Here is a 24,458-nt window from a genome sequence, read left to right as displayed (position 1 = left end):
CATGGCACTGGATCTGCGGTTTGATGGCGATCCGGTGCTGCGTGCCGTGGCTGAACCCGTAACAGCGTTCGACGAAGATCTGGCTCTGCTCGTGGCCGAGATGCTGGCGACCATGTATGCTGCCCCCGGCCGAGGCTTGGCCGCGCCGCAGGTGGGTGTCTCGCAGCGGGTCTTTGTCATCGACACGACATGGAAGGACGGCGACCCCGATCCGCAAGCCTTCGTCAATCCGCAGATCATCGCACGGTCAAAGACCACCGCGACTGCGGTCGAGGCGTGCCTGTCGATTCCCGACCGTGCCTTTGCGGTCACCCGTCCGATATGGGTGGACATGCGCTGGCAGGATATCGCGGGCGACGTGCAGCAAGGCCGGTTCGACGGTGTCGCAGCGATCTGCGTGTGCCATGAATACGATCATCTGGACGGTGTGCTGATTACCGATATCGGGGTCGCGCAATGACGCATCGCGCCTATGTGCAGTGGCCGCATCCGGTGTTGCGTACGCCAGCCGCGCCGGTTGCCGCGATCACCGATGAGATCCGCGCACTGTGGGATGAAATGATCGTGGCGATGGACACCATGCCCGGTGTCGGCTTGGCTGCGCCGCAATTGGGTGTCGGGCTGGCCTTGGCAGTGGTCGATGCCTCGACCATGCGGGGGCAGGCGGTGCGCATGGCGAACCCCGAAATCCTGCATAGTTCGGTGGAGTTCCGCGACCATGAGGAAGGCTCGCCCAACCTGCCCGGCGTCTGGGCGCGGATCAGCCGCCCGCGTGCCGTGACCGTCCGGTTTCTGAACGCGGATGGCGAGGTTGAGGAGCGTGATTTCGTCGGCCTTTGGGCGACCTCGGTACAGCACCAGATCGACCATCTGGCGGGGCGGATGTTCATTGACCGGATGACCAAGGTGCGCCGTGATATGTTGATCAAGAAAGCACATAAAATCGCCGCTAAAGCTGCGATCTGATCCAAAGGAAACACCATGCGCATCATCTTCATGGGAACGCCGGAGTTTTCGGTCCCGGTGCTGGATGCGCTGGTCGCGGCGGGGCATGACATTGTCACGGTTTATACCCAGCCGCCGCGCCCGGCGGGGCGTGGCAAAAAGGACCGCCCACAGGCGGTGCATCTGCGGGCTTTGGAACTGGGCCTGCCTGTCCGGCACCCTGTCGGCTTGCGCAATCCGCAGGCGCAGACGGAGTTTGCCGATCTTAACGCCGATATCGCCGTCGTCGTGGCCTACGGGTTGATCCTGCCGCAGGCGGTGCTGGACGCGCCGCGTCTGGGATGCCTGAATATTCACGCCTCCTTGCTGCCGCGCTGGCGCGGTGCTGCCCCCATTCACCGCGCGATCATGGCGGGGGATGCGCAGACCGGCGTCTGCATCATGCAGATGGAGGCGGGGTTGGATACCGGCCCTGTCCTGCTGCGCGAAGCGACCGACATTGCCGCCGATGACACGACGGGTGCCCTGCATGACCGCCTGTCTGCCATGGGCGCGCGGCTGGTTGTCGAAGCGTTGCGCCGTCTGCCCGATCTGACACCGGAGCCGCAACCCGACGAAGGCGTCACCTATGCCGCCAAGATCGACAAGGCCGAGGGGCGCGTGGATTGGGCCCAACCTGCAGCAACGGTCGCGCGCCAGATCAACGGGCTGTCGCCGTTTCCGGGCGCATGGTGCGATGTGGCGGGCGAACGGGTCAAGCTTTTGGGGGCTGAAACAGCGGATGGCAATGCCGCTCCCGGCACGGTGCTGGATGGCTTTACCATCGCCTGCGCCACGGGTGCCGTCACCATCACCACGGCCCAACGCGAAGGCAAGCGTGCGATGCCTGCCGCGGATGTTCTGAACGGGCTCAGCTTGGGTGATAGATTGGCTTGATCGGCTGCGCGGCCTGCGCTAGCACTAGGCCTGTGGCGATGGCGTCGCTACCTCTGGCTTTGTCCGTCCTGAACGCCGGGACCGTTGAGGAAAGGGTCCGCCATGACAGCGCGTCCACATTTCTATAAATTCCACCAAGGTGAAAAGACCCTGCCATTTGCCGCTGCCGAATACGAGGCGCGGCTGGCGGGACTGCGTGCCATCATGGACAAGGCAGGGGTCGAAGCGGTGTTGTTCACCTCGATGCAGAACATCGCTTATTATTCCGGCTTTCTGTATTGCAGTTTCGGGCGGCAATACGGGCTGGTCGTCACGCCGACCGATTGCGTGACAATCAGCGCAGGCATCGACGCTGCGCAGCCTTGGCGGCGGTCTTATGGCGATGCGATAACCTATACCGATTGGGACCGCAGCAATTACTGGCGCGCGGTGCGGTCGGTGACGGGTTTGGGCAAGGTGCTGGGCTACGAATCGGACCACCTGACCGTGGCGATCCGATTGGCCTTGCGCGACAATCTGCAACCGGCACGTCTGGTCGATCTGGCGGCAGAGACAATGGCACAAAGAATGCGCAAATCGCCAGCTGAACTGGACCTCATCCGCGCGGGTGCAGCCGTGGCCGATGTTGGCGGCTATGCGATCCGCGATGCGATCAAACCGGGTGTGCGCGAGATTGATGTGGCCATGGCAGGGCGCGACGCGATGGAGCTGGAAATCGCCGCACGGTTCCCGCAGGCCGAGTACCGTGACACCTGGGTCTGGTTCCAGTCGGGGATCAACACCGATGGCGCGCATAACCCTGTGACGTCGCGCAAGCTGGAAAATGGAGACATCCTGTCGCTCAACACCTTTCCGATGATCAGCGGCTATTACACCGCCCTTGAACGGACCCTGTTCGTGGGTGAGGCCGATGCTGCCAGCCTCGCCATCTGGGAGGCGAATGTCGCCGCCCATGAATACGGCATGTCCCTGCTTGTGCCGGGGGCTATCTGTGCGGATGTAACCGCCAAGATCAACACCTTCCTGGCTGACCGCGATCTGCTGCAGTACCGCACCTTTGGCTATGGCCATTCCTTTGGCGTGCTGTCGCATTATTATGGCCGCGAGGCGGGGCTGGAGCTGCGCGAGGATATCCCCACCGTGCTGGAACCCGGCATGGTCATTTCGATGGAACCAATGCTGACGATCCCGCATGGTCAGCCGGGCGCAGGCGGATACCGCGAACATGATATTTTGTTCATTACCGAAGACGGGAACGAGGATATCACCGGCTATCCCTATGGTCCGGCCTTCAACATCATTGCGTAACGTCGGCTGAAACCAGCCTATCCGCGCTATTTCTGGGGTAAATTGTCACGAAAAGTCACAATTTGTCGATCAACGGTACCTTTTTGCCCGTCTTGCGTTTCGGTGTCTGGGGGTGCGGTGTTAACACCGCACCTGACACACAAGGAATGCAGAATGAACTTGTCGTATGATATCAGTCGCCGCGCCTTTGGCGCGATGTTGCTAGGCAGTACCGCGACAGCTTGCGCGCCACGAATAGACCCCGCCGTCACAGAGCCGGAGCCGCCGACACAGCTAGACTGGGTCGAGGGGTACGCCCCGATTATGGATGCCGGTTACAACCTGCCGGGTATCCCCAGTGAATACCTGCAGGGTGTCAACCGCCGCGTGACCGGCCTTTATCAGGGCGAGGCGCCGCCAAATTCTCTCGACGTAGATCCCTATGCCAAGTTTTTGTACCATGTGAGGGCCGATGGCACCGCGACACGCTATCCCGTGGGCGTAGGGCGCGCGGGCCGGTCGATCCGAGGACGCGCGACGATGCAATTCATGCGCGCATGGCCCGGCTGGACGCCGACGCAGAACATGCTGCGCACCGAACCCGAGGTGTACGGCGATTTTCGGGCCGGTATCCCCGGCGGGTTGCGCAGTCCGCTTGGCGCGCGCGCGTTGTATCTGTTCCGAGGCGGGCGCGACACGTTCTACCGCATCCATGGCACCAATGACCTGCCGTCCATCGGCAATTCGGGGTCGGCGGGATGTATTCGCCTGTTCAATCAGGACATCATCCATCTGTACAACCAGATCACAGCGCCGATGCCCGTGCTGATCCGGTCGCCTGAAGAATCGCTGCGCGTCGATCCGGAAAATTACGACCGTGGCGTAGAGCTGCCGCCCACGATGATCGCCGCTGAGGAGCTGATCGGCCCTGATGCCGAGGCGGCGAACCGCCCGCCTGATCTTGATGCATTGTGGATGGGGATGATCTGACGTGCTATAGACGGATCACATAATCCTTGACGGTCTCTTCGACCACTTCCCATGTTCCGGTGAAACCCGGGCGGATGATATAGCTGTCGCCTGTCGTCAGCGTGATCGGTGTGCCGCCGTCGGGCGTGATGATGGATTTGCCCGCCGTCAGGCTGAAATATTCCCATTCGTCATATCGGACCCGCCATTTGCCCGGCGTTGATTGCCAGATCCCGGCATAAAGCCCGTCCGCATCCTCGATATTCCATGTCGTAAAGACCGGATCACCTGAAATCAGCTTTTCCGCGCTGGGGCGGCTGATCTCGGGGGTGACGCCATCTGCGGTCACCTGCGCGATGGTGGCTGGCATGTTACGGCCCTTTCATGGCAAAACTGGCGCAGACTGGCTGGGTTTGGCGCGCTGTGTCAAGAACCCGCAAGGCGCGGGATGATCCGGCAAAGGTATGAACCGCATGGGTAACATCATTTCAGACGGGCTGTTTTTGCCCATCCTGATCCTTGCGCTGCTCGGCTTTGGCGTGCCGCGCTTGATCGCGCGGTTGTTGCCCGAAGGCGTGTTTGCCCTGCTGGCCAATGCTGCCCCGTCCGCGCTGGTAATGTGCATCCTGAGCGCGGCTTTCTTTTTCGGCCTTTATGTCTGGCAGGGCGTGCCCGCGCGGGACTTGCTGGCCAATGGGTTGAGGCAGAATCTGGTCACCTTTGGCGGTTTGGGCGTGATCGCTGCGATCATCTGGGCACCGATCATGGTGCTGTCGGTTGCCGGTCTGCCGCGCAAATGGGTCGACAAGACATGGTAGCGGGCCTGACCCGTCTTGGCATTGGCCAAAGCGACATTATTTATCATCCCGGTGATGCTAAACGGGACAGTAGGACATGGCCTTTATCAAGCTGGTGATTTTCGGTTTCATCGCATTGACGGTGATCTATTGGTCCGTTGCGATCTATGCTCGGTCGGTCCGCAAGGAACGGTTGGAAAAGTCGTTTGATGGCGCCCATCCAGGCAATACTGACCGCGCCGCGCGCGATGCATTTGTCACTGCGGGTATGACAGCCTATAATGCGTCCATCCGCCCAAAACTGGTCGGGCTGGTCTATGTGGTGCCGACAATTGTGATCGGGTCCATCATCTATATGATCAACATGAACTGAGGATAGCCATGGCCCGCGTCAAATTCGTCTTTCGACTGCTGGTGCTGGCAGGCGTGGCAATGTTTCTGCATTATGTTCTGCCACAGCATGATGTGGTCAAAGTCACCTCGACCGAGGTGATCCGCACCGATCTGGGATCATTCAACCGGATCTTCTTTGCCAGCGGGGACAGCGGGTCCGCGACACCCGACACCCGCGATTTGCGGCTGATTAATACCCAAAAGCAAAATACCTTTCTGTTTGGCTTTATCCAGCGCGACACATCGCGTGTGATGGTTTACCGCAACGAAGATACAGGCTGGATCTGGCCGCCATATTTCAAGTTCAATTCCGCCGACCTGCAGGCCGAAGCCGCCAATCTGACCCGCGGCGAGGATTGGGTCGTGGTTACGCATTATGGCTGGCGCAACCGCTGGCTCAGCATCTATCCCAATGCCGTGGGCTTGCGCGTCGTCGATAGCCCCGATGTGACGATCATCCCATGGTTCAACATCGTCTTTTTCGTGTTTCTGCTGATCGCGGTCGTGTTCTTGCGCGCCATGTGGCGGCAGTTATGGGAACGCGCGGTCGATCCGGTGATTGATGCCGCGACGCATCACATCGACGCGGCACAGGCCGATCTGGCCGAACGTCGTGGCCGGTGGTTCGGGCGCAAATAGCTATTCGCCGTAGGGAATCCAGATATTCTTGACCTCGGTCGCTGCCGCCAACCAGTCGCGCGCAGTGGGGGTGAGGGCCGTACCATTGTTGACCCATGTGCGCTTGAGATTGCTGGCGCTGCCCTTTTCGATCGTGGCCGAAATATCCGCGCCTGAAAACGACCAGACGGCATCAATGTCGTGATGTTTGGCGGCATGGCCCGCCAGATCGGAATGATCGCCGGTCAGTATGTTGACGACACCAGCCGGCAGGTCGGAGGTTTCCAATATCTGGTAAATCTCTGCCACGATCAGCGGAAAGGGTGCGGAGGTGACCAAGGTCACGCGGTTGCCCATGCTGATCGCTGCGGCCATCGGTGTGACCAGCCCCAGCAGCGGGGTCGCCTCCCCGCAGAATACCGCGATATTGCCCACTGCTTCATGCATCGCCAATGCCACGCCCCGGATCGGCACGCCGTGGACCTTGCCGTCGTATTTGTCGGCCCAGGCCGCAAAGGTAAACAGCGCGCGGATGGTCTGTTCCACCTCGGCTGTGCCGGATTTGCCGGTCAGGTCCTTAAGGCGCTTGGCCAGTTCATCGCCCCGCGCAGACAGGTTTTCCGCGATGTAATAGAGGATCTGCGCACGCAGATGGCCGGTGGATTTCGACCAGCCCTTGGCGGCATTCATCGCCTCGACCGCGTTGCGCAGGTCCTTGCGGTTCGCCTCGGACACATGGCCCAGCAATTTGCCGCGCGGGTTGAACACCGCGCGCGAATAGCCGCCATCAGGCCGCGTCTGTTTGCCCCCGATATAAAGCTTCGTCGTCCGGTCCAGCGGGTCGGCGGGGCTGCTGTCACTGCTGGCGAAGGCCGTGATGCGCTTGATTGGCTTGGCGCTGGCTTTGGGCCGCGTATAGCCTGCCAGCCCTTCCCAGCCGCCTTCGCGCCCGAACCCGCTCTCGCGCAGACCGCCGAAACCGGCGGCGGCGTCCATCATATTGGTCCCGTTGATCCACACGATCCCCGCCACCAGTTTCGGCGCAATATCGAGTGCGAGGTTGATATTCTCTGACCAGACCGAGGCGGCAAGGCCGTAACGCGTGTTATTGGCAATCTCGACCGCTTCGGCAGGCGTGCGAAAGGTCGTCGCCACTAACACGGGGCCAAAGATTTCCTCCTGCATCAGATGCGATGCGGGCGATAATCCGGTGATGAGGGTGGGGGGATAAAAACACCCCTCCGGCGCCGTGATCTGATAGGTTTCACCTTCCGCATTGGCGCTCACCATCGCCGTGATCTGCGCCAGTTGCACCGGATCGACGATCGCGCCGATGTCGATGCATTTGTCCAAAGGATCACCGATGCGCAGCCCGTCCATCCGCGCTTTCAGCTTGGCATAGAACCGATCCGCGATCCCTTCCTGCACCAAAAGGCGCGATCCGGCGCAGCAGACTTGGCCTTGATTGAACCAGATCGCATCGACCAAGCCTTCGACGGCGCTATCCATATCGGCATCATCGAACACGATGTATGGCGACTTGCCCCCCAGTTCGAGCGACAGCGCCTTGCCCGTCCCCGCCGTGGCTTCGCGGATCTTGCGGCCTACATCGGTCGATCCGGTAAAGGCGATCTTGTCGACATCCGCCGCGACCAGCGCAGCCCCCGTTTCACCGTCGCCCATGACGATATTGACGACACCCGCAGGCACACCCGCCTGCATACAGATATCGGCAAAGACCATCGCGGTCAGCGGCGTGTATTCGGCGGGTTTCAGCACCACGGTATTGCCCATCGCCAGCGCCGGCGCGATTTTCCACGCGAGCATCAACAGCGGAAAATTCCACGGGATGATTTGCCCGCAAACGCCCAGTGCCGCGCGGTCGGGTAATTCGTCCTGCATCAACTGGGCGAACCCCGCATGGTGATAGAAATGCCGGATCGCCAGTGGCACGTCGATATCACGCGCCTCGCGGATCGGCTTGCCGTTATCGAGCGTTTCCATCACCGCCAGCAGACGGGCATGCTTTTGCATCAGCCGGGCGATCGCATACAGCACGCGAGCGCGCTTGTGTCCTGACTTGGCCCAAGCGGGCTGCGCCTTGCGCGCGGCAGCGACGGCGACGGCGATATCGGCAGAGGTGCCTTTGGTGACACCAGCCAGCTTTTCGCCCGTTGCAGGGTTGGTGGTGGCGAAATCATCGCGCGCGGGCGTCCATTTGCCGCCAATGAAATGGCCGACAAGGTTGTCATGTTGCGCCAACCAAGCCAGCGCCTCTGCCTTGCTCTCGAGGGCGGGACCATAGTCCATCGTAGTAAAGATTTCCTTGATCTTCATGGCGCAACCCCTGTCCTCGCTTTGTTCAAAATACTCAATCCCGCCCTAACTGATGGCATGCCGCCACTGGGCGGAATAGGCTCCCGTGACGTGATGGTCGAGTTGCCTTTCGATATCGCCCAAAAGGCTGGACGCGCCAAAGCGGAACAGATCGGGTTGCAGCCAGCGGTCACCCAATTCGTCCTTGATCATCGACAGATAGACCAGCGCATCCTTGGCCTTGCTGATGCCACCAGCGGGTTTGTAGCCGACCATCACGCCGGTGCGGTCGTGGTAATCGCGGATCGCGCGGATCATCGTCAGTGTGACGGGCAGGGTGGCGTTGACAGGTTCCTTGCCGGTCGAGGTCTTGATGAAATCCGCCCCTGCCATCATGCAAACCAAACTGGCGCGCGCGACATTGCGCAAGGTGCCAAGCTCGCCCGTGGCAAGGATCGCCTTGACATGCGCATCCCCGCAGGCGGCGCGCATTTCGCGCATTTCATCATAAAGCGCCTGCCAGTCGCCGGTCAGCACATGGCGGCGGCTGATGACGATGTCTATTTCCTGCGCGCCAGCGGCGACGCTTTCGCCGATCTCGGCAATGCGCAGATGAAAGGGTGACAGGCCCGCCGGAAAGCCGGTGCTGACTGCCGCAACGGGAATGCCCGAGCCTGCCAGCGCATCAACAGCCGTGGCGACCATGTCGTGATAGACACAGACCGCCCCCGTGGTCAGACCCTGCATGCCAAGCGCGTCCAGAATATCCGCGCGTACCGGCTGGCGCGCCTTGGCACACAGGCGGCGCACGCGGCCTGCGCTGTCATCGCCTGACAGGGTGGTCAAGTCCATCAGACTGATCGCCTTGCACAGCCATGCCGCCTGATAATCCTTTTTCACGCTGCGCCGCCCCGGCAAGCTTGCTGCGCGCCGTTCGATGGCGGATGTATTGGCCTGCACGGCCATGACCCAATCAAGGTCAAGGGACGTGCCTTCGTTGCGGGCAAGGTGCAGTTGCGGCAGATGCGCCACCGCGGGCGGGGTCGTGGATGTTTGCAAGTTGGCCTCCTGCATTGCCCGGGAAACGTGGCACTTTGCCGATGACTTGGCAAGTTTTGACCAATTGGTCAAACATTATGATGGTTGGACGACCTGACGTTGCAGTTTCTGGCGGTATTGCAGCGGCGTGTCGCCAAAGGCGGCGCGGAACAGCTTGTGGAAATGCGACATGTTCGGGATGCCGCAATCGGCGGCGATCTGGCCCACGGAATCGGCATCGGTGGTCAGCGCGCGGGCGGCATGGTCCATGCGGATGCGGTTGATGTAATCGGACGGGGTCATGCCGAAATGCTTGCGCATGCTGCGGCTCACATGCGGATGCGCCTTGCCGGTCAGTGCCACCAGCCCCGTCGCGCCATCGCGAAACACGGTTGGCTGACGGGCGGCCCGACAGGCGCTGATCAGCCAGTCGGGCGCATCGGCGGGATAGATGTCTGTGGTCAGTTCGGCACAAAGCGGCAGCAAAAACGCCTCGGCAGCGATCGTGTCACAACGGCTGCGTTCCAATTGTACGGCCGCATGGTTCAGCACGGCCAGTTCGCGCATGTCGCGGTGATGCTGCGCGATGCCCTTGCCGGACCAGAACAGATGGCCCGCCAGCGACGGATGCCGGTCCACCAGCGCCTTGACCAGTGCCGGATGCAGGCAAAGCGAAACGACCAGCGCATGTTCGCCACGCCCTTGCAGCGCATGGGTCTGGCCGGGGCTGAGGAAAACGACGCTGCCTTCGGCCAGCGTTTGCGTGCCGTCAGGCAGGTGGTGGCGGACCTTGCCGTTCTGCACCCAGAACAATTCATAAAAATCATGTCCATGCAGCGCGCGCGGGCGCTCGGCCGTCAAGGTCGCCCTTGTCAGGTGGACCTGCGCATTGGCGCGCAGAATATCGGCATGGCGCAGGACAGCGTTCATGGCAACAAACTAGCATAGGTTTTTCTGCGGCGCAGCATGAATTCTTGGCTGGATCTGCGCGTGACAAGGCCATCTGCGCGGTTTATGTCGCTGCCCAGACAGCAAGGGGGCCTGCGCCATGAGTTTCGACCGTTCCATCAAGATCGCGCCGTCGATCCTGTCGGCTGATTTCGCCAATTTCGGCGCGGAATGCCGCGCAATCGAGGCACAGGGCGCCGATTGGGTCCATGTCGATGTGATGGACGGGCATTTCGTGCCCAATATTACCTTTGGCCCTGCGACCTGTGCTGCGATCCGGCCCCATATCAAGGGCGTGATGGATGTGCATCTGATGATCGCCCCTGTCGATCCTTATATCGAGGCTTTCGCCAAGGCCGGTGCCGATATCATCACCGCCCATGTCGAGGCGGGACCCCATATCCACCGCACGATGCAGGCGATCCGCGGCGCGGGGGCCAAGGCCGGTGTGGCCTTGAACCCCGCAACGCCCGCCGCTGCGGTGGAATATCTGCTCGACATGGTTGATCTGGTCTGCGTGATGACGGTGAACCCCGGTTTCGGCGGGCAAAAGTTCATCCATAGCCAGGTCGAGAAGGTCCGCCAGCTGCGCGCGATGATAGGTGATCGCCCCATCCATATCGAGATCGATGGCGGTGTTGATCCTTTGACCGCGCCATTGGTCGCTGCTGCCGGAGCGGATGTGCTGGTCGCAGGGTCGGCGGTGTTCCGCGGCGGGTCGGTCAGCGATCCAGCGCCCTATGGTGCCAATATCCGCGCGATCCGCGACGCAGCAAAGGCGTAGGGGGCTGCCGCCCCCGCCCTGCCGCCCCCGCCCTGCGGGCTCCCCTGCGGATTTACGTCAAATCGCGCTTAGCGCGAATTGACGGACTCGAACGATGATCAGTCTGTTGCGGCGCGGTACCACGCGGCGAGCGTGGCGCGGTCTTCGTCTGGCAATCGGGTGATATTGGCAGGCGGCATCGCGTGGCTGATCCCCGATTGCAGATAGATCGCGCGGGCGTGGTGCGCGATATCGGCTTCGGTTTCCAGAAACACGCCCTTTGGCGCCCAGTGCATGTTGCCCCAGACCGGTTCGCGCGCATGGCACATTGAACAGCGCCCGATCACGATATCATGCGCCTCCTCGAATCCTGCGGCACTGGCGAAACGCTGCTCGTAAGGTGTCAGCGCGCGTGCCTCGGCGTCTTCATAGGTGTTGTGGCCGGGGAAGGTGGACAGCCATGCGATCACGATGAAAAGGATGACCGTGACCGCCCATGTCCATGTCGGCTTGCCTTTGCGCGCATGCATGGAATTGAAATAATGCCGGATGGTGACGCCCATCAGGAACACCAGTGCCGCGATGATCCAGGCGTATTGCGTCCCGAACGCCAGCGGATAATGGTTCGATAGCATCAAAAAGATCACCGGCAGCGTCAGGTAATTGTTATGCGTGGACCGGAGTTTCGCAATCTTGCCATATTTCGGGTCTGGTTTGCGCCCCGCCTTGAGATCGGCGACGACGATCCGCTGGTTGGGCATGATGATGACGAACACATTGGCCGTCATGATCGTCGCGGTGAAGGCCCCCAGATGCAGCAGGGCCGCACGCCCTGTGAAAACCTGATTATACCCCCAGGACATCACCACCAGCAGCGCGAAAAGCAGCAGCATCAGTACCGTGGGCTTTTCGCCCAAGGGGGATTTGCACAACAAGTCATAGATCACCCAGCCCACGCCCAGCGACGCGGCAGAGATCACGATGCCTTGCCAGATCTCCAGATCCGCCTTGGCAGTGTCGATCAGATAGAGTTCCGCGCCGACCCAATAGACCACAGCGAGCAGGGCCGCCCCCGACAGCCAGGTCGCATAGCTTTCCCATTTGAACCAGGTCAGGTGGTCGGGCATCGCCTCGGGGGCCACGAGGTATTTCTGGATATGGTAAAATCCGCCCCCATGGACCTGCCATTCCTCGCCATCAGCTGGCCCTTGGATGTTCCGGTTCAGGCCCAGATCAAGGGCGATGAAATAGAACGACGATCCGATCCAGGCGATAGCCGTGATCACATGCAGCCAGCGCACGGCAAAGGCCAGCCATTCCCACAAGATCGCCACATCATACATCGGTCGGTTCCTTTTTACGTCAGCACCCGATCTTGTCGCCTTGGGCGCGGCTGCGCCAGCGGAAAATTGCGGCGGAGGATTTGTGGCGATCCGGGCTTGCAAAACGGCCCAAAGCTCCGGCACAAAGTCCGTGCATAATCCGCAGGAGAGATCAGGTGCAACGATATCCCCGCGACATGACCGGTCATGGTGCCGAACCGCCCGCCGCGCACTGGCCCGGCGGTGCGCGGATCGCCGTGCAGATCGTGCTGAACTACGAGGAAGGCGGCGAGAACAACATCCTGCACGGCGATGCCGCGTCAGAGGCGTTTTTGTCCGAGATCGTGGGTGCCGCCGCCTGGCCCGGCCAGCGGCATTGGAACATGGAAAGCATCTATGAATACGGTGCGCGCGCAGGGTTCTGGCGGTTGCACAGGATGCTGGCCGACCTGCCGGTCACGGTTTACGGTGTTGCCACCGCCCTGGCCCGCGCGCCCGAACAGGTCGCGGCGATGCAGGATGCCGGTTGGGAAATCGCAAGCCACGGGCTGAAATGGATCGAGTACAAGGACGCTCCCGAAGATGTTGAACGCGCCGATATGATCGCCGCGATCAGCCTGCATAAAGAGGTGACAGGCACCCCGCCGCGCGGCTGGTACACGGGGCGCTGTTCGGTCAACACTGTGCGCCTTGCCGCCGAGACCGGCCAGTTTGCCTATGTCGCCGACAGCTATGCCGATGATCTGCCCTATTGGGTGGAAATCGGGCGGCATGACCAGCTGATCGTTCCCTATACGCTCGATGCCAACGACATGCGTTTTGCGACGCCGCAGGGGTTTAACGCGGGCGCGCAGTTTCTTGATTACCTCAAGGCCAGTTTCGATACGCTTTACCGCGAAGGCGGGCGGATGATGTCGATCGGCCTGCACTGTCGCCTGATCGGCCGGCCCGGGCGGGCCGAGGCGTTGCGCCAGTTCATCGACTATGCGCAGGCGCATGATGGTGTGTGGTTCGCAACCCGCGCACAGATCGCGGACCATTGGACAGCGCAGCACCCGCACCAGCGGTTTGCCCGTCCATCGCAGATGGGTCGTGATGCCTTTGTCGCGGCCTATGGTGGCGTGTTCGAACATTCGCCATGGATCGCTGCAGGCGCACATGGGCTGGAACTGGGGCCTGCGCATGACACGGCGATTGGCCTGCACAATGCGCTGTGCCGCGTGTTCCGGTCGGCAGGGGATGATGCACGGCTCGCTGTGCTGAACGCGCATCCCGATCTTGCGGGCAAACTGGCCGCCGCCAAACGGCTGACCTCCGACAGCACGGCGGAACAAGCAAGCGCGGGGCTTGATGCGCTCACCGATGCCGAACGCGCGGCGTTTCAGGCGCAGAACGCGGCCTATCTGGACCGGTTCGGCTTTCCCTTTATCATCGCGGTGCGCGACCATGACAAACCATCGATCATGGCAGCCTTTGGCGCGCGTCTGCAGAATGACCGGGCGAGTGAACTGGCGGAGGCGTGCCGTCAAGTCGAACGGATCGCGCTGCACCGGCTGCGTGGGATGTTGCCGCGATGAAAGATATCCGCGCGCGTCCCCTGACCGCTGCCGCCTTCGCCCCCTTCGGCGATGTGCTGAATTGCGACGGTGCGCCTGACCGTATCATCAACGCAGGGCTTTGCGGGCGGTTTCACGACCGCGCGCAGATGGATGTGGGCGATGGGCGCGCTGGCATCAGCCTGTTTCGGTCGGAGTTGCGCAGCTTGCCCTATCAGCTCGACCTGATCGAACGGCACCCGCTTGGTTCACAGGCCTTTATCCCTATGAGCATGGACGGCTTTTTGGTGGTGGTGGCAGCCGAGGACTTCGTGCCGCAGGCCTTCGTCACCGCCCCCGGTGAAGGGATCAACTTCCACCGTGGTACATGGCATGGGGTGCTGACGCCGCTGTCAGGGCCGGGGCTGTTCGCCGTGATCGACCGGATCGGCCCTGGGGCCAATCTGGAAGAACACCATTTCGAAACATCCTACAGGATTACTGCCTAGAATTCGACGGTTGTTGCAACGCCTTTGGCCACCGCGAGATCCACGACGGCAGAGGCCACGGCCAGATCCTGCAAGCCAACGCCAGTGCCATCAAAAACCGTGATTTCGTCGGGGCTGGTCCGGCCTGGATGGGTGCCATTGACGACCGCGCCCATCTCGTGAATTGCGTCCTGCGTGATCAGGCCCGCTGCAATCGCATGCTGCGCCTCGCCGATGGTCACGGCCTGCGCAACCTCGTCGGTAAAGACCGTCGCGCGGGCAAGCACGGCAGCTTCCAGTTCCTGCTTGCCCTTCGTGTCTGTTCCCATACAGGCGATATGCGTGCCGGGACGGACATGGATATCCAGCAGCGATGGCGCAAAGGCCGAGGTGATCGAGATGATGACATCCGCTTCTGCCCCCAGCTGCGCCAGACTGACCGCCTCAAACGGGATACCAAGCTCGGCCGCGACCGCAGCCAGACGCTGGAGCATTTCGGGGTGGTAGTTCCAGCCGATGATCTTGTCAAAACTGCGCTGCTCCACCGCGGCGCGCAGCTGGAAAACCGATTGATGGCCCGCGCCGATCATGCCCAGCACGCTGGCATCCTTGCGGGCCAGATGGTTGATCGACACCGCCGATGCGGCCGCAGTGCGCAGCGCGGTCAAAAGATTGCCACCCACGATGGCGCGGCATTTGCCGGTATCGGCATCGAACAAAAACACGGTGGACTGGTGGTTGGTCAGCCCATTAGCTTCGTTCCCGGGCCAGTAGCCACCCGATTTCAACCCAAGCGCCAGCCCGTCGCGATCAAACCCCGATTTGAACCCATAAAGCGCATCCGCATGACCGATCGCTTCCCGTATCACCGGAAAGTTATAGGCGCGGCCACTGGACATGGACGCAAACACCTGCTCCACCGCGTTATAGGCATCTGCACGGGTCATCAGACCTGCGATCTCTTTTTCGGGAACGATGATCATCCTGCACCTCATGCGCCGGGGCATTGTTGCGGCCCCGACTTCTTTTTTCCAAAAATACTCCCCGCCGGGAGGCGGCCTACGTCAGTAGGCCTTCCCCCGGGCGGATACCGGCCAGACCACTTCGACCTTGCCACCGCGCACACCGACATACCAGTCGTGCACGTTGCAGGTCGGGTCGCAATGGCCGGGGACCAGTTTCAGCTTGTCATTGACCTTCAGCACACCGCCCGGGTCTGCGACAACGCCGTGTTCGTCCGAACATTTGACATAAGTCACATCATCGCGGCCATAAATCAGCGGCAGGCCGCTGTCGACGGATTGCACCTTCAGACCCGCATCGACGATGGCCTTGTCCGCCTTGGCGTGGCTCATCACCGAGGTCAGGATGAACAGTGCATTTTCCCATTCGCCCTTGTCGATCCGCTTGCCATCCTTGTCCAGGATGCGGCCATAATCGGCATCCATGAACGCATAGGACCCGCATTGCAATTCGTTGAACACGCCTGACGCGCTTTCGAAATAATAAGACCCGGTGCCGCCGCCGCCGACGATATCGGACTCGATGCCTTCGGCTTTCAGCAGATCCAGCGTTTCGCGGACCTGTTCGATCGCTATTTGCGTCTTGGTCTGTCGCTCAGCATAGCTGTCCAGATGCTGCATCGCGCCCTGATAGGCTTGGATGCCCGCATATTTCAGGCCGGGTGCAGCGTTGATCGCCTTTGCCAGAACAACGACAGCCGCACCATATTGTACACCGCAACGGCCGGCGCCGACATCGATTTCTACCAGACATTCGATTTGCGTGCCATGCTTCTGGGCCGCTGCCGACAGGTCGGCGATATTGGCAATGTCATCCACACAGCAGATCGCGCGCGCGCCCAGCTTCGGAATTCGCGCGAGACGGTCGATCTTGGCGGGATGGCGGACCTGATTGCTGACCAGCACATCCTTGATACCACCACGGGCGAACACCTCGGCCTCTGACACTTTCTGACAGCACACGCCGACCGATCCGCCCAGTTTCTCTTGCAACAAAGCGACATCGACAGATTTGTGCATCTTGCCGTGGACACGGTGACGCATGCCATGGGATTTGGCAAAATCGCCCATTTTCTTGATGTTGCGTTCCAGCGCGTCCAGGTCCAGCACCAGACAAGGGGTCTGGATATCGGCCTCGTCCATGCCGGGCAGGGCGGGGATGTCATAGCCGACATCAAGGTTGTTCAGGCTGCTCATATCATTCATGTGGTGCTCCCTTCGCCTTGCATCCAAGGCAGTTTATCCAGATCGACATTGCCGCCAGTTATGATGACACCAATGCGCTTGCCTTTGAAAAAATCGCGATTCTTGATGATCGTAGCCAGAGGCACAGCACAGCTGGGTTCGATCACGATCTTCATGCGCTCCCAAGTCAGTTTCATCGCGGCGATGATTTCCGCCTCTGTCGCGGTGAAAATATCCGTCACATGGTTGCTGACGAAATGCCATGTCAGGTCTTTCAGCGGCACTTTCAGACCATCCGCAACCGTCACCGGCGCATCGTCAGCGATGATATGCCCCGCCTTGAAGCTGCGATAGGCATCATCGGACTGTTGGGGTTCAGACGCGATGATCTGCACCTCAGGCGCGATATGCGACAGGGTCAGGCAGGTGCCGGAAATCATGCCGCCGCCACCGATGGGGGCGACCATCATGTCCAGCCCGTCGGTCTGTTCCATGAATTCGCGGCTGCATGTGGCTTGGCCCGCGATCACGCGGGGGTCGTTGTAGGGATGCACGAAATCGCCACCCGTGCGGGCCTGCACCTGCGCGAACACCTCTTCGCGCGATGTGGTTGATGGCTCGCATTCGGTAATGATCCCGCCATAGCCGCGTACGGCGGCCTTTTTCGCATCAGGTGCTGTGCGGGGCATGACGACATTGCAGGGGATGCCCCTGCGACCTGCGGCATAGGACAGCGACAGCGCGTGGTTGCCCGATGAATGGGTGCAGACGCCCCGCGCCGCATCGGCATCTGACAGGCCGAATACGGCATTGGACGCCCCGCGCACCTTGAAAGCACCGGCCTTTTGAAAGTTTTCGCATTTGAAAAACAATTGCGCGCCGATCAAATCGTCCAGATAGCTGGATGTCAGGACCGGTGTGCGGTGGATGTGCGGTGCGATGCGCGCATGTGCGGCGATCACGTCGTCATAGGTCGGGATGTACATATCAAGGTCTTTCATCACGCTGCGTCCTGCAATGCTTGTCCTGTCGTGCGGCGGTAATGGTCTTGCGCCGCCGCCACGCCGGAGCCGAGTTTGATATCCAGTCCCAGATCGACCATGCACATTTCCGCCGTGGCGATGCCGGATAGCGCCATCACATCGGTCATGCTGCCCAGATGGCCGATGCGGAACACCTTGCCTGCAACTTCGCCTAGTCCCGTCCCAAAGGCCACACCATAAGCGCTGGCGGCATGGTTGACGATTTCGGTGGCGTTGAAGCCTGCGGGCGTTTTGATCGCGCTGACGGTGTCGGAATAAAGATCTGGCGTCGCGGCGCATAATTCCAGCCCCCACGCGTGGACGGCTGCACGGATACCGCTGGCGATGCGCGTATGGCGGGCAAAGACATTGTCCAACCCTTCGCGCAGCAGCATGTCAGAGGCTAGCAAAAGGCCGTTCATCAAGCCCACGGGTGGTGTGTAGGGAAAGGCGCTGTTGTCATAGCCTTTCGCCATATCGTTCACGTCAAAGAACGTGCGCGGCAGCCCGGCGGTTTTCGTCGCTGCCCGTGCCTTGGCACTGAACCCAAGGATCGCGAGACCCGCAGGCAGCATGAACCCCTTTTGCGATCCGGTCACGGCGATATCGACGCCCCATGCGTCGAACTCAAAGTTCATCGACCCGATCGAACTGACCCCATCGACGAACAACAGCGCGGGGTGATCCGCGGCATCGAGCGCGGCCCGCACGGCGGCAATATCGGATTTCACGCCGGTGGCGGTTTCATTATGTGTGGCGAGCACGGCCTTGATCTTGTGACCTTTGTCGGCAGCCAGCGCTTCGGCATAGCGGTCGGCAGGCAGGCCGTGACCCCATGGGGTTTCCACGATCTGCACATCCAGACCATGCCGCTGGCACATGTCGATCCAGCGGTGGCTGAACATTCCGTTGCGCGCAGCAAGAACGGTATCCCCCGCCGACAGGGTGTTGGTTATTGCTGTCTCCCATCCGCCGGTGCCGGTGGATGGAAAGATGAACACGTCTGCATTCGCGGATTTCAGCACCTTTTGCACATTCGCGCGGGCAGGGTGCAGGATCTGGCCGAACAAGGGCGACCGGTGATCGATCGTCGGCATGTCGCACGCCTTGCGGATCGATTCTGGCATGTTGGTCGGGCCGGGGATGAAAACCGGATTCTGAAAGCTCATCGCCTATCCTCCATTAGGGTTGAAAGCTTAATCGCAGAGGCTGCCCTACGGCTCAATTTTTTTGAAAAACAGGGTTCAGGCATAGGGTTTCGTAGAAAAACAAGCATTGCCAATTGGTTACGTTTTTCATATGGTGAAAATATATTTCAGAAAGTTTCGCACTTGCAGCATGACATCCGAAAAACCCGTGGTCGGCCCAAGGCATGGGACGACAAGGCCGTGCAGAATACGGTCAAATCGCTCGACCGTGCACTCGAGGTATTGATCGCGCTCGGCGAGATGCAGGGCGGCACCCTGTCGGAAATCGCCACTAACCTGCACCAGTCCCCCGCGACGGTCTATCGCGTGCTGACCACGTTCCAAGGGCGCGGGTTCGTCGATTTTGACCGGCAGGCGCAGGTCTGGTCCATCGGGGCGGCGGCCTTTCTGACCGGATCACAATTTCTGCGTCGCACGTCTTTGGTTGAACGCGCGCGCCCGATCATGCGTGACTTGATGGAGGCCACTGGCGAAACCGCCAATCTTGGCATCGAACGCGACGGCAATGTATTGTTTCTGGGGCAGGTCGAAACGCACGCGACCATCAGGGCGTTCTTTCCGCCTGGCACGGTGTCGGCGATGCATGCGTCCGGCATTGGCAAAGCGTTGCTTGCACATATGGATGATGCGCGCCAGCGGCGGGTTCTGGCGGCAGGCAAGCTGGAACAATTCACGCCGCATACGCTGACCAACCCCGAAGCGATGATCGCCGATCTGCATGCGGCCCGCGCGCGCGGCTATGCCTTTGATGGCGAGGAACGCAATCTGGGCATGCGCTGCATCGCCGCGACCGTGCATGATGTGTCGGGCGACGCGGTGGCTGGTCTGTCCGTGTCAGGCCCCACCAGCCGCATCACCGATGACAAGATCGCCCCACTGGCACAGGCCGTGACAGAGGCTGCGGCCCGCCTGACTGCGGCCATCGGCGGCGCGCCGCGCTAGGCAGCAAACCAGTGCCTTGTGCGGTTGGCGAACCAGACAAGGGTCAGCATCACCGGCACTTCGACCAGCACACCGACGACGGTGACAAGCGCGGCGATGGAGTTCAACCCGAACAGCCCGATGGCAACCGCCACGGCGAGTTCAAAGAAATTAGACGTCCCGATCAAGGCGCAGGGGGCAGCCACATCATGTGGCACGCGCCACGCCTTGGCTGCCCAATAGGCCAGACCGAACATGCCGTAAGACTGGATCAGCAAAGGCACCGCGATCAGCGCGATGACAAATGGCTGAGACAGGATCACCCCGCCCTGAAAGCCAAACAGCAGCACGACCGTCGCCAAAAGGCCGATGATCGAAAAGGGTTTCACCTTGGCGGTAAAGCCCGCGACGACACTGCCCGTATCACTGCGCCCGCGCGTCAGCCAGACCCGCGTCAGGATACCCGCTGCCAGTGGGATCACGACATATAGAACGACCGACAGCACCAGCGTTTCCCAAGGCACGGTGATATCCGTCACCCCCAGCAGCAGCGCCACGATGGGCGCATAGGCAAAGACCATGATCGCGTCGTTCAGCGACACTTGGGCCAGCGTGTAATTCGGATCACCCTTGGTCAGTTGTGACCAGACGAACACCATTGCCGTGCAAGGCGCCGCCCCCAGCAGAATCAATCCCGCGATATATTGGCCTGATGTACCGGGGGCGATGAAGGGCGCAAAAAGATAGTCGAAAAAGACTACTCCGAGCAGCGCCATGGTGAATGGCTTGATCAGCCAGTTCACCACCAGCGTAATGATCATACCCTTGGGCCGTTCATGTACCCGCGCCAGTGATGCGAAATCGACCGCCACCATCATAGGATAGACCATCGCCCAGATGAGAATCGCGACCACGAAATTGACCGATCCATATTCAAGCGATGCCAGAAAGCTGACGAAGTTTGGGGCGACTTGTCCCAGCGCGATCCCCATGGTGATGGCAAGCGCCACCCAGACCGACAGGAACCGTTCAAAGACTGGCATCGGATCACCCCTTTTGCTCGCACAAAGCGCAGCGATAGATGGCCCGCCATGCTGCGTCAACCAAGCCGCAAGCAGCGAGACGCCCATCCATCTAGTGGTCTGTTTCTGCATTGCAGCATAAAAATTGTGCAGTCGCCGCATTTTTCGTCTGATTAAGCGGCAGAACCTTTCTGCACCGCCCAATCCAGCAGGCCCCGATTGCAAGCCTGCCGCTGACCTCGAATGTTGAGGTCACGAAATATTAACAAAGCATGCCCGGCGCGCCGATCCTCCCAGACCTGACGCCGGGCATGCGCAACATCTCTGCTGCTGTCCGAGGATATGGATTGAACGACATATTTTTCAAACCGGTTTGTCCTGTGGTCTGCGGCGCAACCTCAGGAGGCTATTTTTCATGATGAAAAAGACTTTACTTGCGGCAGCTGCCGTAGCTGCGCTGTCCACTGCGGCCAATGCACAGGCCGCATGCCCGATCAAGGTGGGTGTGCTGCACTCGCTGTCTGGCAGCATGGCGATTTCCGAAACCACCCTGCGCGACGTGATGCAGATGCTGGTTGCTGAACAGAACGCCAAGGGCGGTCTGCTGGGCTGCGAATTGGAAGCGGTGGTCGTTGACCCTGCCTCTGACTGGCCCTTGTTCGCCGAACTGACCCGCCAGTTGTTGACCGTGGACGAGGTCGACGTGATCTTTGGCGCTTGGACATCGGTTAGCCGCAAGGCATTGCTGCCGGTGCTGGAAGAACTGAACGGCCTGTTCTTCTATCCGGTGCAATATGAAGGGCAGGAAAGCTCGCGCAACGTGTTCTACACCGGTGCGGCGCCGAACCAGCAGGCGATCCCCGCCGTCGATTATTTCATCGACGAGTTGGGCGTGGAAAGCTTTGCCTTGTTGGGTACCGATTACGTCTATCCGCGTACGACGAATGCGATCCTTGAATCCTACCTGCTGTCCAAGGGCATCGCGCCTGAAGATATCTTCGTCAACTACACCCCCTTCGGTCATGCCGATTGGTCGACTATCGTGTCGGACGTCGTGGCATTGGGTGCAGGCGGCAAGCAGGTCGGCGTGATTTCTACGATCAATGGTGACGCGAATGTGGGCTTTTACACCGAACTGGCCGCCCAAGGCGTCAGTGCCGATGACATCCCCGTCGTCGCGTTTTCGGTGGGCGAAGAGGAATTGTCGGGTCTCGATACATCCCGTCTGGTCGGCCATCTGGCGGCGTGGAACTACTTCATGTCCGCCGATACCCCAGAAAACGAATCCTTCATCACCGCTTGGCATGACTTCATCGGCAGCACCGACCGCGTGACCAATGACCCGATGGAAGCGCATTACATCGGCTTTAACATGTGGGTGAACGCGGTCGAAGCGGCCGGTACAACCGACGTGGACGCCGTGCGCGAAGCGATGTGGGGGCAGGAGTTTCCGAACCTGACCGGCGGCATGGCGGTGATGAACGCCAACCACCACCTGTCGAAACCTGTGCTGATCGGTGAAATCCGTGCCGATGGGCAATTCGACATCATCAGCCAGACACCCGAAGTCGCGGGCGAGGCATGGTCGCCCTTCCTGACTGAAAGCGCGACCTGGACCAGCGATTGGCAGACATTGGAATGCGGTATGTACGACACCGCGACCAGCACCTGCGTGCAGCTGACCTCGAACTACTAAGGCAGAGGGGGGCGCGTGACTTGCGCGCGCGCCCCTACCTTTTGCCCGTTTTTGAAAGATCGTTGGATGCTGCGATACCTCCGCGCCTTTGCCCTGTTGTGGCCCTTGCTTGTTGGCCCCGCCATGGCGCAAGAGCCTTCGGCCACATTGTTGCAGGACGTGCTGCAAAGCGTACAGGCCGATGTCGCAAGCCCGTCGCGGTCGACTGTGCCTGTCGTGCTGCGCGCTTTGTTGACGGCGGATGCCCCCGGCACGGTTGACTTCTTGCGCGCATGGTCCGACCGCGAAGTGTATGAACGGCCCGGAGACGGATTGTTCTTTTACGCCGCTCCAGCAGCGGGCGAGCTGACCCTGATCGACATCGACAGCGGCGCAGAGATTGCGACCGTCGGCACCCGCGATGTGAACCAGATCCGCCCCAATGCCGGCGTGCGCCGTGAAATAGGCGCGGCGCTGGTCGCGTTCGAGCTGACCCATCCCGATCCTGACCGCCGGATCGCGGCCCTTGATGCCGCCGCCCGCAGCCCTGACCCTGAACAGATCGCCGCCATTCGGGCCGCCCGCGCGACCGAGGCTGACCCCGCCATCGCCGTCCGCATGGACCGGCTGATCGCGCTGCTGGTCGCGCGGTTTGACCCCGACAGCACCACCCGCATCGCCGCGATCGAGGCTTTGCGCGGGGATGTCAGCACGCCTGCGCGCTCTGTTCTGAATCAGCTGCTGCAAACCCGCGCCGATTTCGCCCCGACCCTGCCCGCGGATGTAAACGTGGCGGTGGTCAAGACGCCGGGCGATCAGATCACGCTGGCCGCCGCCTATGACGTGCTGGTCAGCGCTGGTCTTGCCCCTGCCGCACCGGGGCGCAATGCGATCCGCGACGTGTTGCGCGCCAATGTGACAGCTGGCGCGGTGGGCGGTGTGCCTGTCCACCAGTTGAACACTGACGCAAACCGGATCATCGCCTATCAGGCGCTGCAGGATGCAGGCACTGTGTCGCCCTTGGTGACAGAGGCGGACATGGCCGAGGCCGTCGCGCAATACGTGTTCTTCGACGTCTATCTTGAACCTGATTCCGCCGTGACCGATGCTGCGCGCGCGGCACAAGACAGCACCACGACCAAGGTCGCGCTATTCCAGTTTCTGAGCCTGAGCTTTGACGCGCTGTCGCTAGCGTCGATATTTTTCCTTGCCGCCATCGGGCTTGCGATCACCTTTGGCGTGATGCGGGTCATCAACATGGCACATGGCGAATTCATCATGATGGGGGCTTATACCGGCTATGTCGTGCAAACGGTCATCCCCGATTACACCGCGTCATTGGCCGTGGCGTTGCCGCTGGCTTTTGCGGTGACATTCCTTGCCGGTGTGGTGATGGAACGGCTGGTGATCCGGCATCTGTACACGCGGCCTTTGGAAACCTTGCTGGCGACGTTCGGGATTTCGATAGCCTTGCAGCAATTAGCCAAGAATATCTTTGGCACGCAGGCCCGTCCTGTCACGGCACCTGACTGGCTGGCGGGCGCGATTCAGATCAATGATCTGGTATCGGTCGCTGCCGTGCGGGTTGGTATCTTCATTATGGCGGCGCTGTTTTTGCTGTTGCTCCTCTACATCCTCAACCGCACGCGGCTGGGGCTGGAGGTGCGCGCCGTCACGCAGAACCCCGGCATGGCCGCCAGCATGGGCATCAACCCCGACCGGATCAACATGCTGACCTTTGGTCTTGGGTCGGGCATCGCCGGTGTGGCGGGTGTCGCCATCGGGCTGGTGGCACAGGTCACATCCGAAATGGGGGCAAATTACATCGTGCAAAGCTTTATGACCGTCGTTGTCGGCGGTGTCGGGTCAGTATTCGGCACGCTGGCGGGGGCCGCGCTGATCGGGTCGCTGCAAAAGGGGATCGAATGGTTCAACCCGGCCAATACGCTGGCTGCGCAAACCTATATGGTGCTTTTCATCATCCTGTTCATCCAGTTCCGCCCCAAAGGGATCGTTGCCCTCAAGGGTCGCGCGGCAGGGGATTAATG

General features: G+C 60.8%; 24 protein-coding genes. 14 read left to right on the top strand and 10 right to left on the bottom strand.

Annotation, left to right across the window (positions count from 1 at the left end; all coding sequences use genetic code 11):
- The first annotated feature begins 1 nt into the window (after position 1).
- The 5 genes from def (SKA53_RS09620) to SKA53_RS09600 all read left to right on the top strand — a co-directional run bounded on the left by def (SKA53_RS09620) (position 2) and on the right by SKA53_RS09600 (position 4,158).
- On the top strand, positions 2 to 460 hold the full coding sequence (gene def, locus SKA53_RS09620) for a peptide deformylase (protein ID WP_007205946.1): 459 nt from the start codon (positions 2 to 4) through the stop codon (positions 458 to 460).
- Positions 457 to 966 carry a peptide deformylase gene (def, locus tag SKA53_RS09615; RefSeq protein ID WP_007205945.1) on the top strand — a complete coding sequence of 170 codons (510 nt, stop codon included), beginning with the start codon at positions 457 to 459 and terminating at the stop codon, positions 964 to 966. Before def (SKA53_RS09620) ends, def (SKA53_RS09615) begins: the two co-directional genes overlap by 4 nt.
- A gap of 15 nt (positions 967 to 981) precedes the next feature.
- Positions 982 to 1,881: a methionyl-tRNA formyltransferase gene (fmt, locus tag SKA53_RS09610; RefSeq protein ID WP_007205944.1), complete on the top strand. Its 900-nt coding sequence runs from the start codon at positions 982 to 984 to the stop codon at positions 1,879 to 1,881.
- Between the two features lie 102 nt (positions 1,882 to 1,983).
- Positions 1,984 to 3,189 (top strand): aminopeptidase P family protein, encoded by a 1,206-nt coding sequence (locus SKA53_RS09605; protein WP_007205943.1) that lies wholly within the window; start codon positions 1,984 to 1,986, stop codon positions 3,187 to 3,189.
- A gap of 153 nt (positions 3,190 to 3,342) precedes the next feature.
- Positions 3,343 to 4,158, top strand: a complete 816-nt coding sequence (locus tag SKA53_RS09600; protein ID WP_040482901.1) for a L,D-transpeptidase — start codon at positions 3,343 to 3,345, stop codon at positions 4,156 to 4,158.
- Positions 4,159 to 4,162: 4 nt separating this feature from the next.
- Here the strand turns inward: SKA53_RS09600 and SKA53_RS09595 are convergent, their stop codons facing one another.
- Entirely contained in the window at positions 4,163 to 4,507 is a 345-nt protein-coding gene (locus SKA53_RS09595) for a cupin domain-containing protein (protein WP_007205941.1), read from the bottom strand.
- Between the two features lie 103 nt (positions 4,508 to 4,610).
- Between SKA53_RS09595 and SKA53_RS09590 the strand changes: the two genes are divergently transcribed.
- The 3 genes from SKA53_RS09590 (at position 4,611) to SKA53_RS09580 (ending at position 5,966) form a co-directional block, all read left to right on the top strand.
- Complete coding sequence (locus SKA53_RS09590; RefSeq protein WP_040483251.1) at positions 4,611 to 4,955, top strand: hypothetical protein; 345 nt, start codon at positions 4,611 to 4,613, stop codon at positions 4,953 to 4,955.
- Between the two features lie 76 nt (positions 4,956 to 5,031).
- Positions 5,032 to 5,307 (top strand): hypothetical protein, encoded by a 276-nt coding sequence (locus SKA53_RS09585; protein ID WP_007205939.1) that lies wholly within the window; start codon positions 5,032 to 5,034, stop codon positions 5,305 to 5,307.
- A gap of 8 nt (positions 5,308 to 5,315) precedes the next feature.
- Positions 5,316 to 5,966: a DUF1523 family protein gene (locus SKA53_RS09580; protein ID WP_007205938.1), complete on the top strand. Its 651-nt coding sequence runs from the start codon at positions 5,316 to 5,318 to the stop codon at positions 5,964 to 5,966.
- Here SKA53_RS09580 and SKA53_RS09575 read toward each other — a convergent pair whose 3' ends face one another.
- The 3 genes from SKA53_RS09575 to SKA53_RS09565 are packed head-to-tail and all read right to left on the bottom strand — an operon-like array spanning position 5,967 to position 10,229.
- Positions 5,967 to 8,282, bottom strand: coding sequence for an aldehyde dehydrogenase family protein (locus tag SKA53_RS09575; RefSeq protein WP_007205937.1), 2,316 nt, complete (start codon positions 8,280 to 8,282; stop codon positions 5,967 to 5,969). It lies immediately after the preceding gene.
- A gap of 45 nt (positions 8,283 to 8,327) precedes the next feature.
- Positions 8,328 to 9,335 carry a deoxyribose-phosphate aldolase gene (gene deoC / locus SKA53_RS09570; RefSeq protein ID WP_007205936.1) on the bottom strand — a complete coding sequence of 336 codons (1,008 nt, stop codon included), beginning with the start codon at positions 9,333 to 9,335 and terminating at the stop codon, positions 8,328 to 8,330.
- 60 nt (positions 9,336 to 9,395) lie between these two features.
- Positions 9,396 to 10,229: a helix-turn-helix transcriptional regulator gene (locus SKA53_RS09565; protein WP_007205935.1), complete on the bottom strand. Its 834-nt coding sequence runs from the start codon at positions 10,227 to 10,229 to the stop codon at positions 9,396 to 9,398.
- Positions 10,230 to 10,347: 118 nt separating this feature from the next.
- On the opposite strand from SKA53_RS09565, the gene rpe reads away from it, so the two are divergent.
- Positions 10,348 to 11,031: a ribulose-phosphate 3-epimerase gene (rpe, locus tag SKA53_RS09560; RefSeq protein WP_007205934.1), complete on the top strand. Its 684-nt coding sequence runs from the start codon at positions 10,348 to 10,350 to the stop codon at positions 11,029 to 11,031.
- Between the two features lie 98 nt (positions 11,032 to 11,129).
- Here rpe and SKA53_RS09555 read toward each other — a convergent pair whose 3' ends face one another.
- Positions 11,130 to 12,353: a urate hydroxylase PuuD gene (locus tag SKA53_RS09555; protein WP_007205933.1), complete on the bottom strand. Its 1,224-nt coding sequence runs from the start codon at positions 12,351 to 12,353 to the stop codon at positions 11,130 to 11,132.
- Positions 12,354 to 12,508: 155 nt separating this feature from the next.
- Here SKA53_RS09555 and puuE point away from each other — a divergent pair, with 155 nt between their 5' ends.
- Both puuE and SKA53_RS09545 read left to right on the top strand, forming a co-directional pair.
- A complete protein-coding gene (gene puuE, locus SKA53_RS09550) occupies positions 12,509 to 13,909 on the top strand; it encodes an allantoinase PuuE (protein WP_431607685.1) in 1,401 nt (466 codons plus the stop codon).
- Positions 13,906 to 14,376 (top strand): ureidoglycolate lyase, encoded by a 471-nt coding sequence (locus SKA53_RS09545; RefSeq protein WP_007205931.1) that lies wholly within the window; start codon positions 13,906 to 13,908, stop codon positions 14,374 to 14,376. The genes puuE and SKA53_RS09545 overlap by 4 nt, the downstream gene beginning before the upstream one ends.
- Here SKA53_RS09545 and bhcD read toward each other — a convergent pair.
- The 4 genes from bhcD to bhcA all read right to left on the bottom strand — a co-directional run bounded on the left by bhcD (position 14,373) and on the right by bhcA (position 18,753).
- Positions 14,373 to 15,338, bottom strand: a complete 966-nt coding sequence (gene bhcD, locus SKA53_RS09540; RefSeq protein ID WP_007205930.1) for an iminosuccinate reductase BhcD — start codon at positions 15,336 to 15,338, stop codon at positions 14,373 to 14,375. The genes SKA53_RS09545 and bhcD overlap by 4 nt on opposite strands.
- A gap of 81 nt (positions 15,339 to 15,419) precedes the next feature.
- A complete protein-coding gene (gene bhcC, locus SKA53_RS09535; RefSeq protein WP_007205929.1) occupies positions 15,420 to 16,583 on the bottom strand; it encodes a 3-hydroxy-D-aspartate aldolase BhcC in 1,164 nt (387 codons plus the stop codon).
- Complete coding sequence (gene bhcB, locus SKA53_RS09530; protein ID WP_007205928.1) at positions 16,580 to 17,563, bottom strand: beta-hydroxyaspartate dehydratase BhcB; 984 nt, start codon at positions 17,561 to 17,563, stop codon at positions 16,580 to 16,582. The genes bhcC and bhcB overlap by 4 nt, the downstream gene beginning before the upstream one ends.
- Positions 17,563 to 18,753, bottom strand: coding sequence for an L-aspartate--glyoxylate aminotransferase BhcA (gene bhcA / locus SKA53_RS09525; RefSeq protein ID WP_007205927.1), 1,191 nt, complete (start codon positions 18,751 to 18,753; stop codon positions 17,563 to 17,565). Before bhcA ends, bhcB begins: the two co-directional genes overlap by 1 nt.
- A 162-nt stretch (positions 18,754 to 18,915) precedes the next feature.
- On the opposite strand from bhcA, the gene bhcR reads away from it, so the two are divergent.
- On the top strand, positions 18,916 to 19,734 hold the full coding sequence (gene bhcR / locus SKA53_RS09520; RefSeq protein ID WP_007205926.1) for an HTH-type transcriptional regulator BhcR: 819 nt from the start codon (positions 18,916 to 18,918) through the stop codon (positions 19,732 to 19,734).
- On the opposite strand, the gene arsB is transcribed toward bhcR, so the two are convergent.
- Complete coding sequence (arsB, locus tag SKA53_RS09515; protein ID WP_040483249.1) at positions 19,731 to 20,756, bottom strand: ACR3 family arsenite efflux transporter; 1,026 nt, start codon at positions 20,754 to 20,756, stop codon at positions 19,731 to 19,733. The genes bhcR and arsB overlap by 4 nt on opposite strands.
- Before the next feature lie 394 nt (positions 20,757 to 21,150).
- On the opposite strand from arsB, the gene urtA reads away from it, so the two are divergent.
- Together urtA and urtB are read left to right on the top strand one after the other, a co-directional pair.
- Positions 21,151 to 22,431 carry an urea ABC transporter substrate-binding protein gene (gene urtA / locus SKA53_RS09510; RefSeq protein ID WP_007205924.1) on the top strand — a complete coding sequence of 427 codons (1,281 nt, stop codon included), beginning with the start codon at positions 21,151 to 21,153 and terminating at the stop codon, positions 22,429 to 22,431.
- Positions 22,432 to 22,497: 66 nt separating this feature from the next.
- On the top strand, positions 22,498 to 24,456 hold the full coding sequence (gene urtB / locus SKA53_RS09505; protein WP_007205923.1) for an urea ABC transporter permease subunit UrtB: 1,959 nt from the start codon (positions 22,498 to 22,500) through the stop codon (positions 24,454 to 24,456).
- The last annotated feature ends 2 nt before the right edge of the window (positions 24,457 to 24,458 follow it).

The organism is Yoonia vestfoldensis SKA53 (assembly GCF_000152785.1).
GTDB lineage: Bacteria > Pseudomonadota > Alphaproteobacteria > Rhodobacterales > Rhodobacteraceae > Yoonia > Yoonia vestfoldensis_A.
This window is presented reverse-complemented; position numbering and strand designations above follow the sequence as displayed.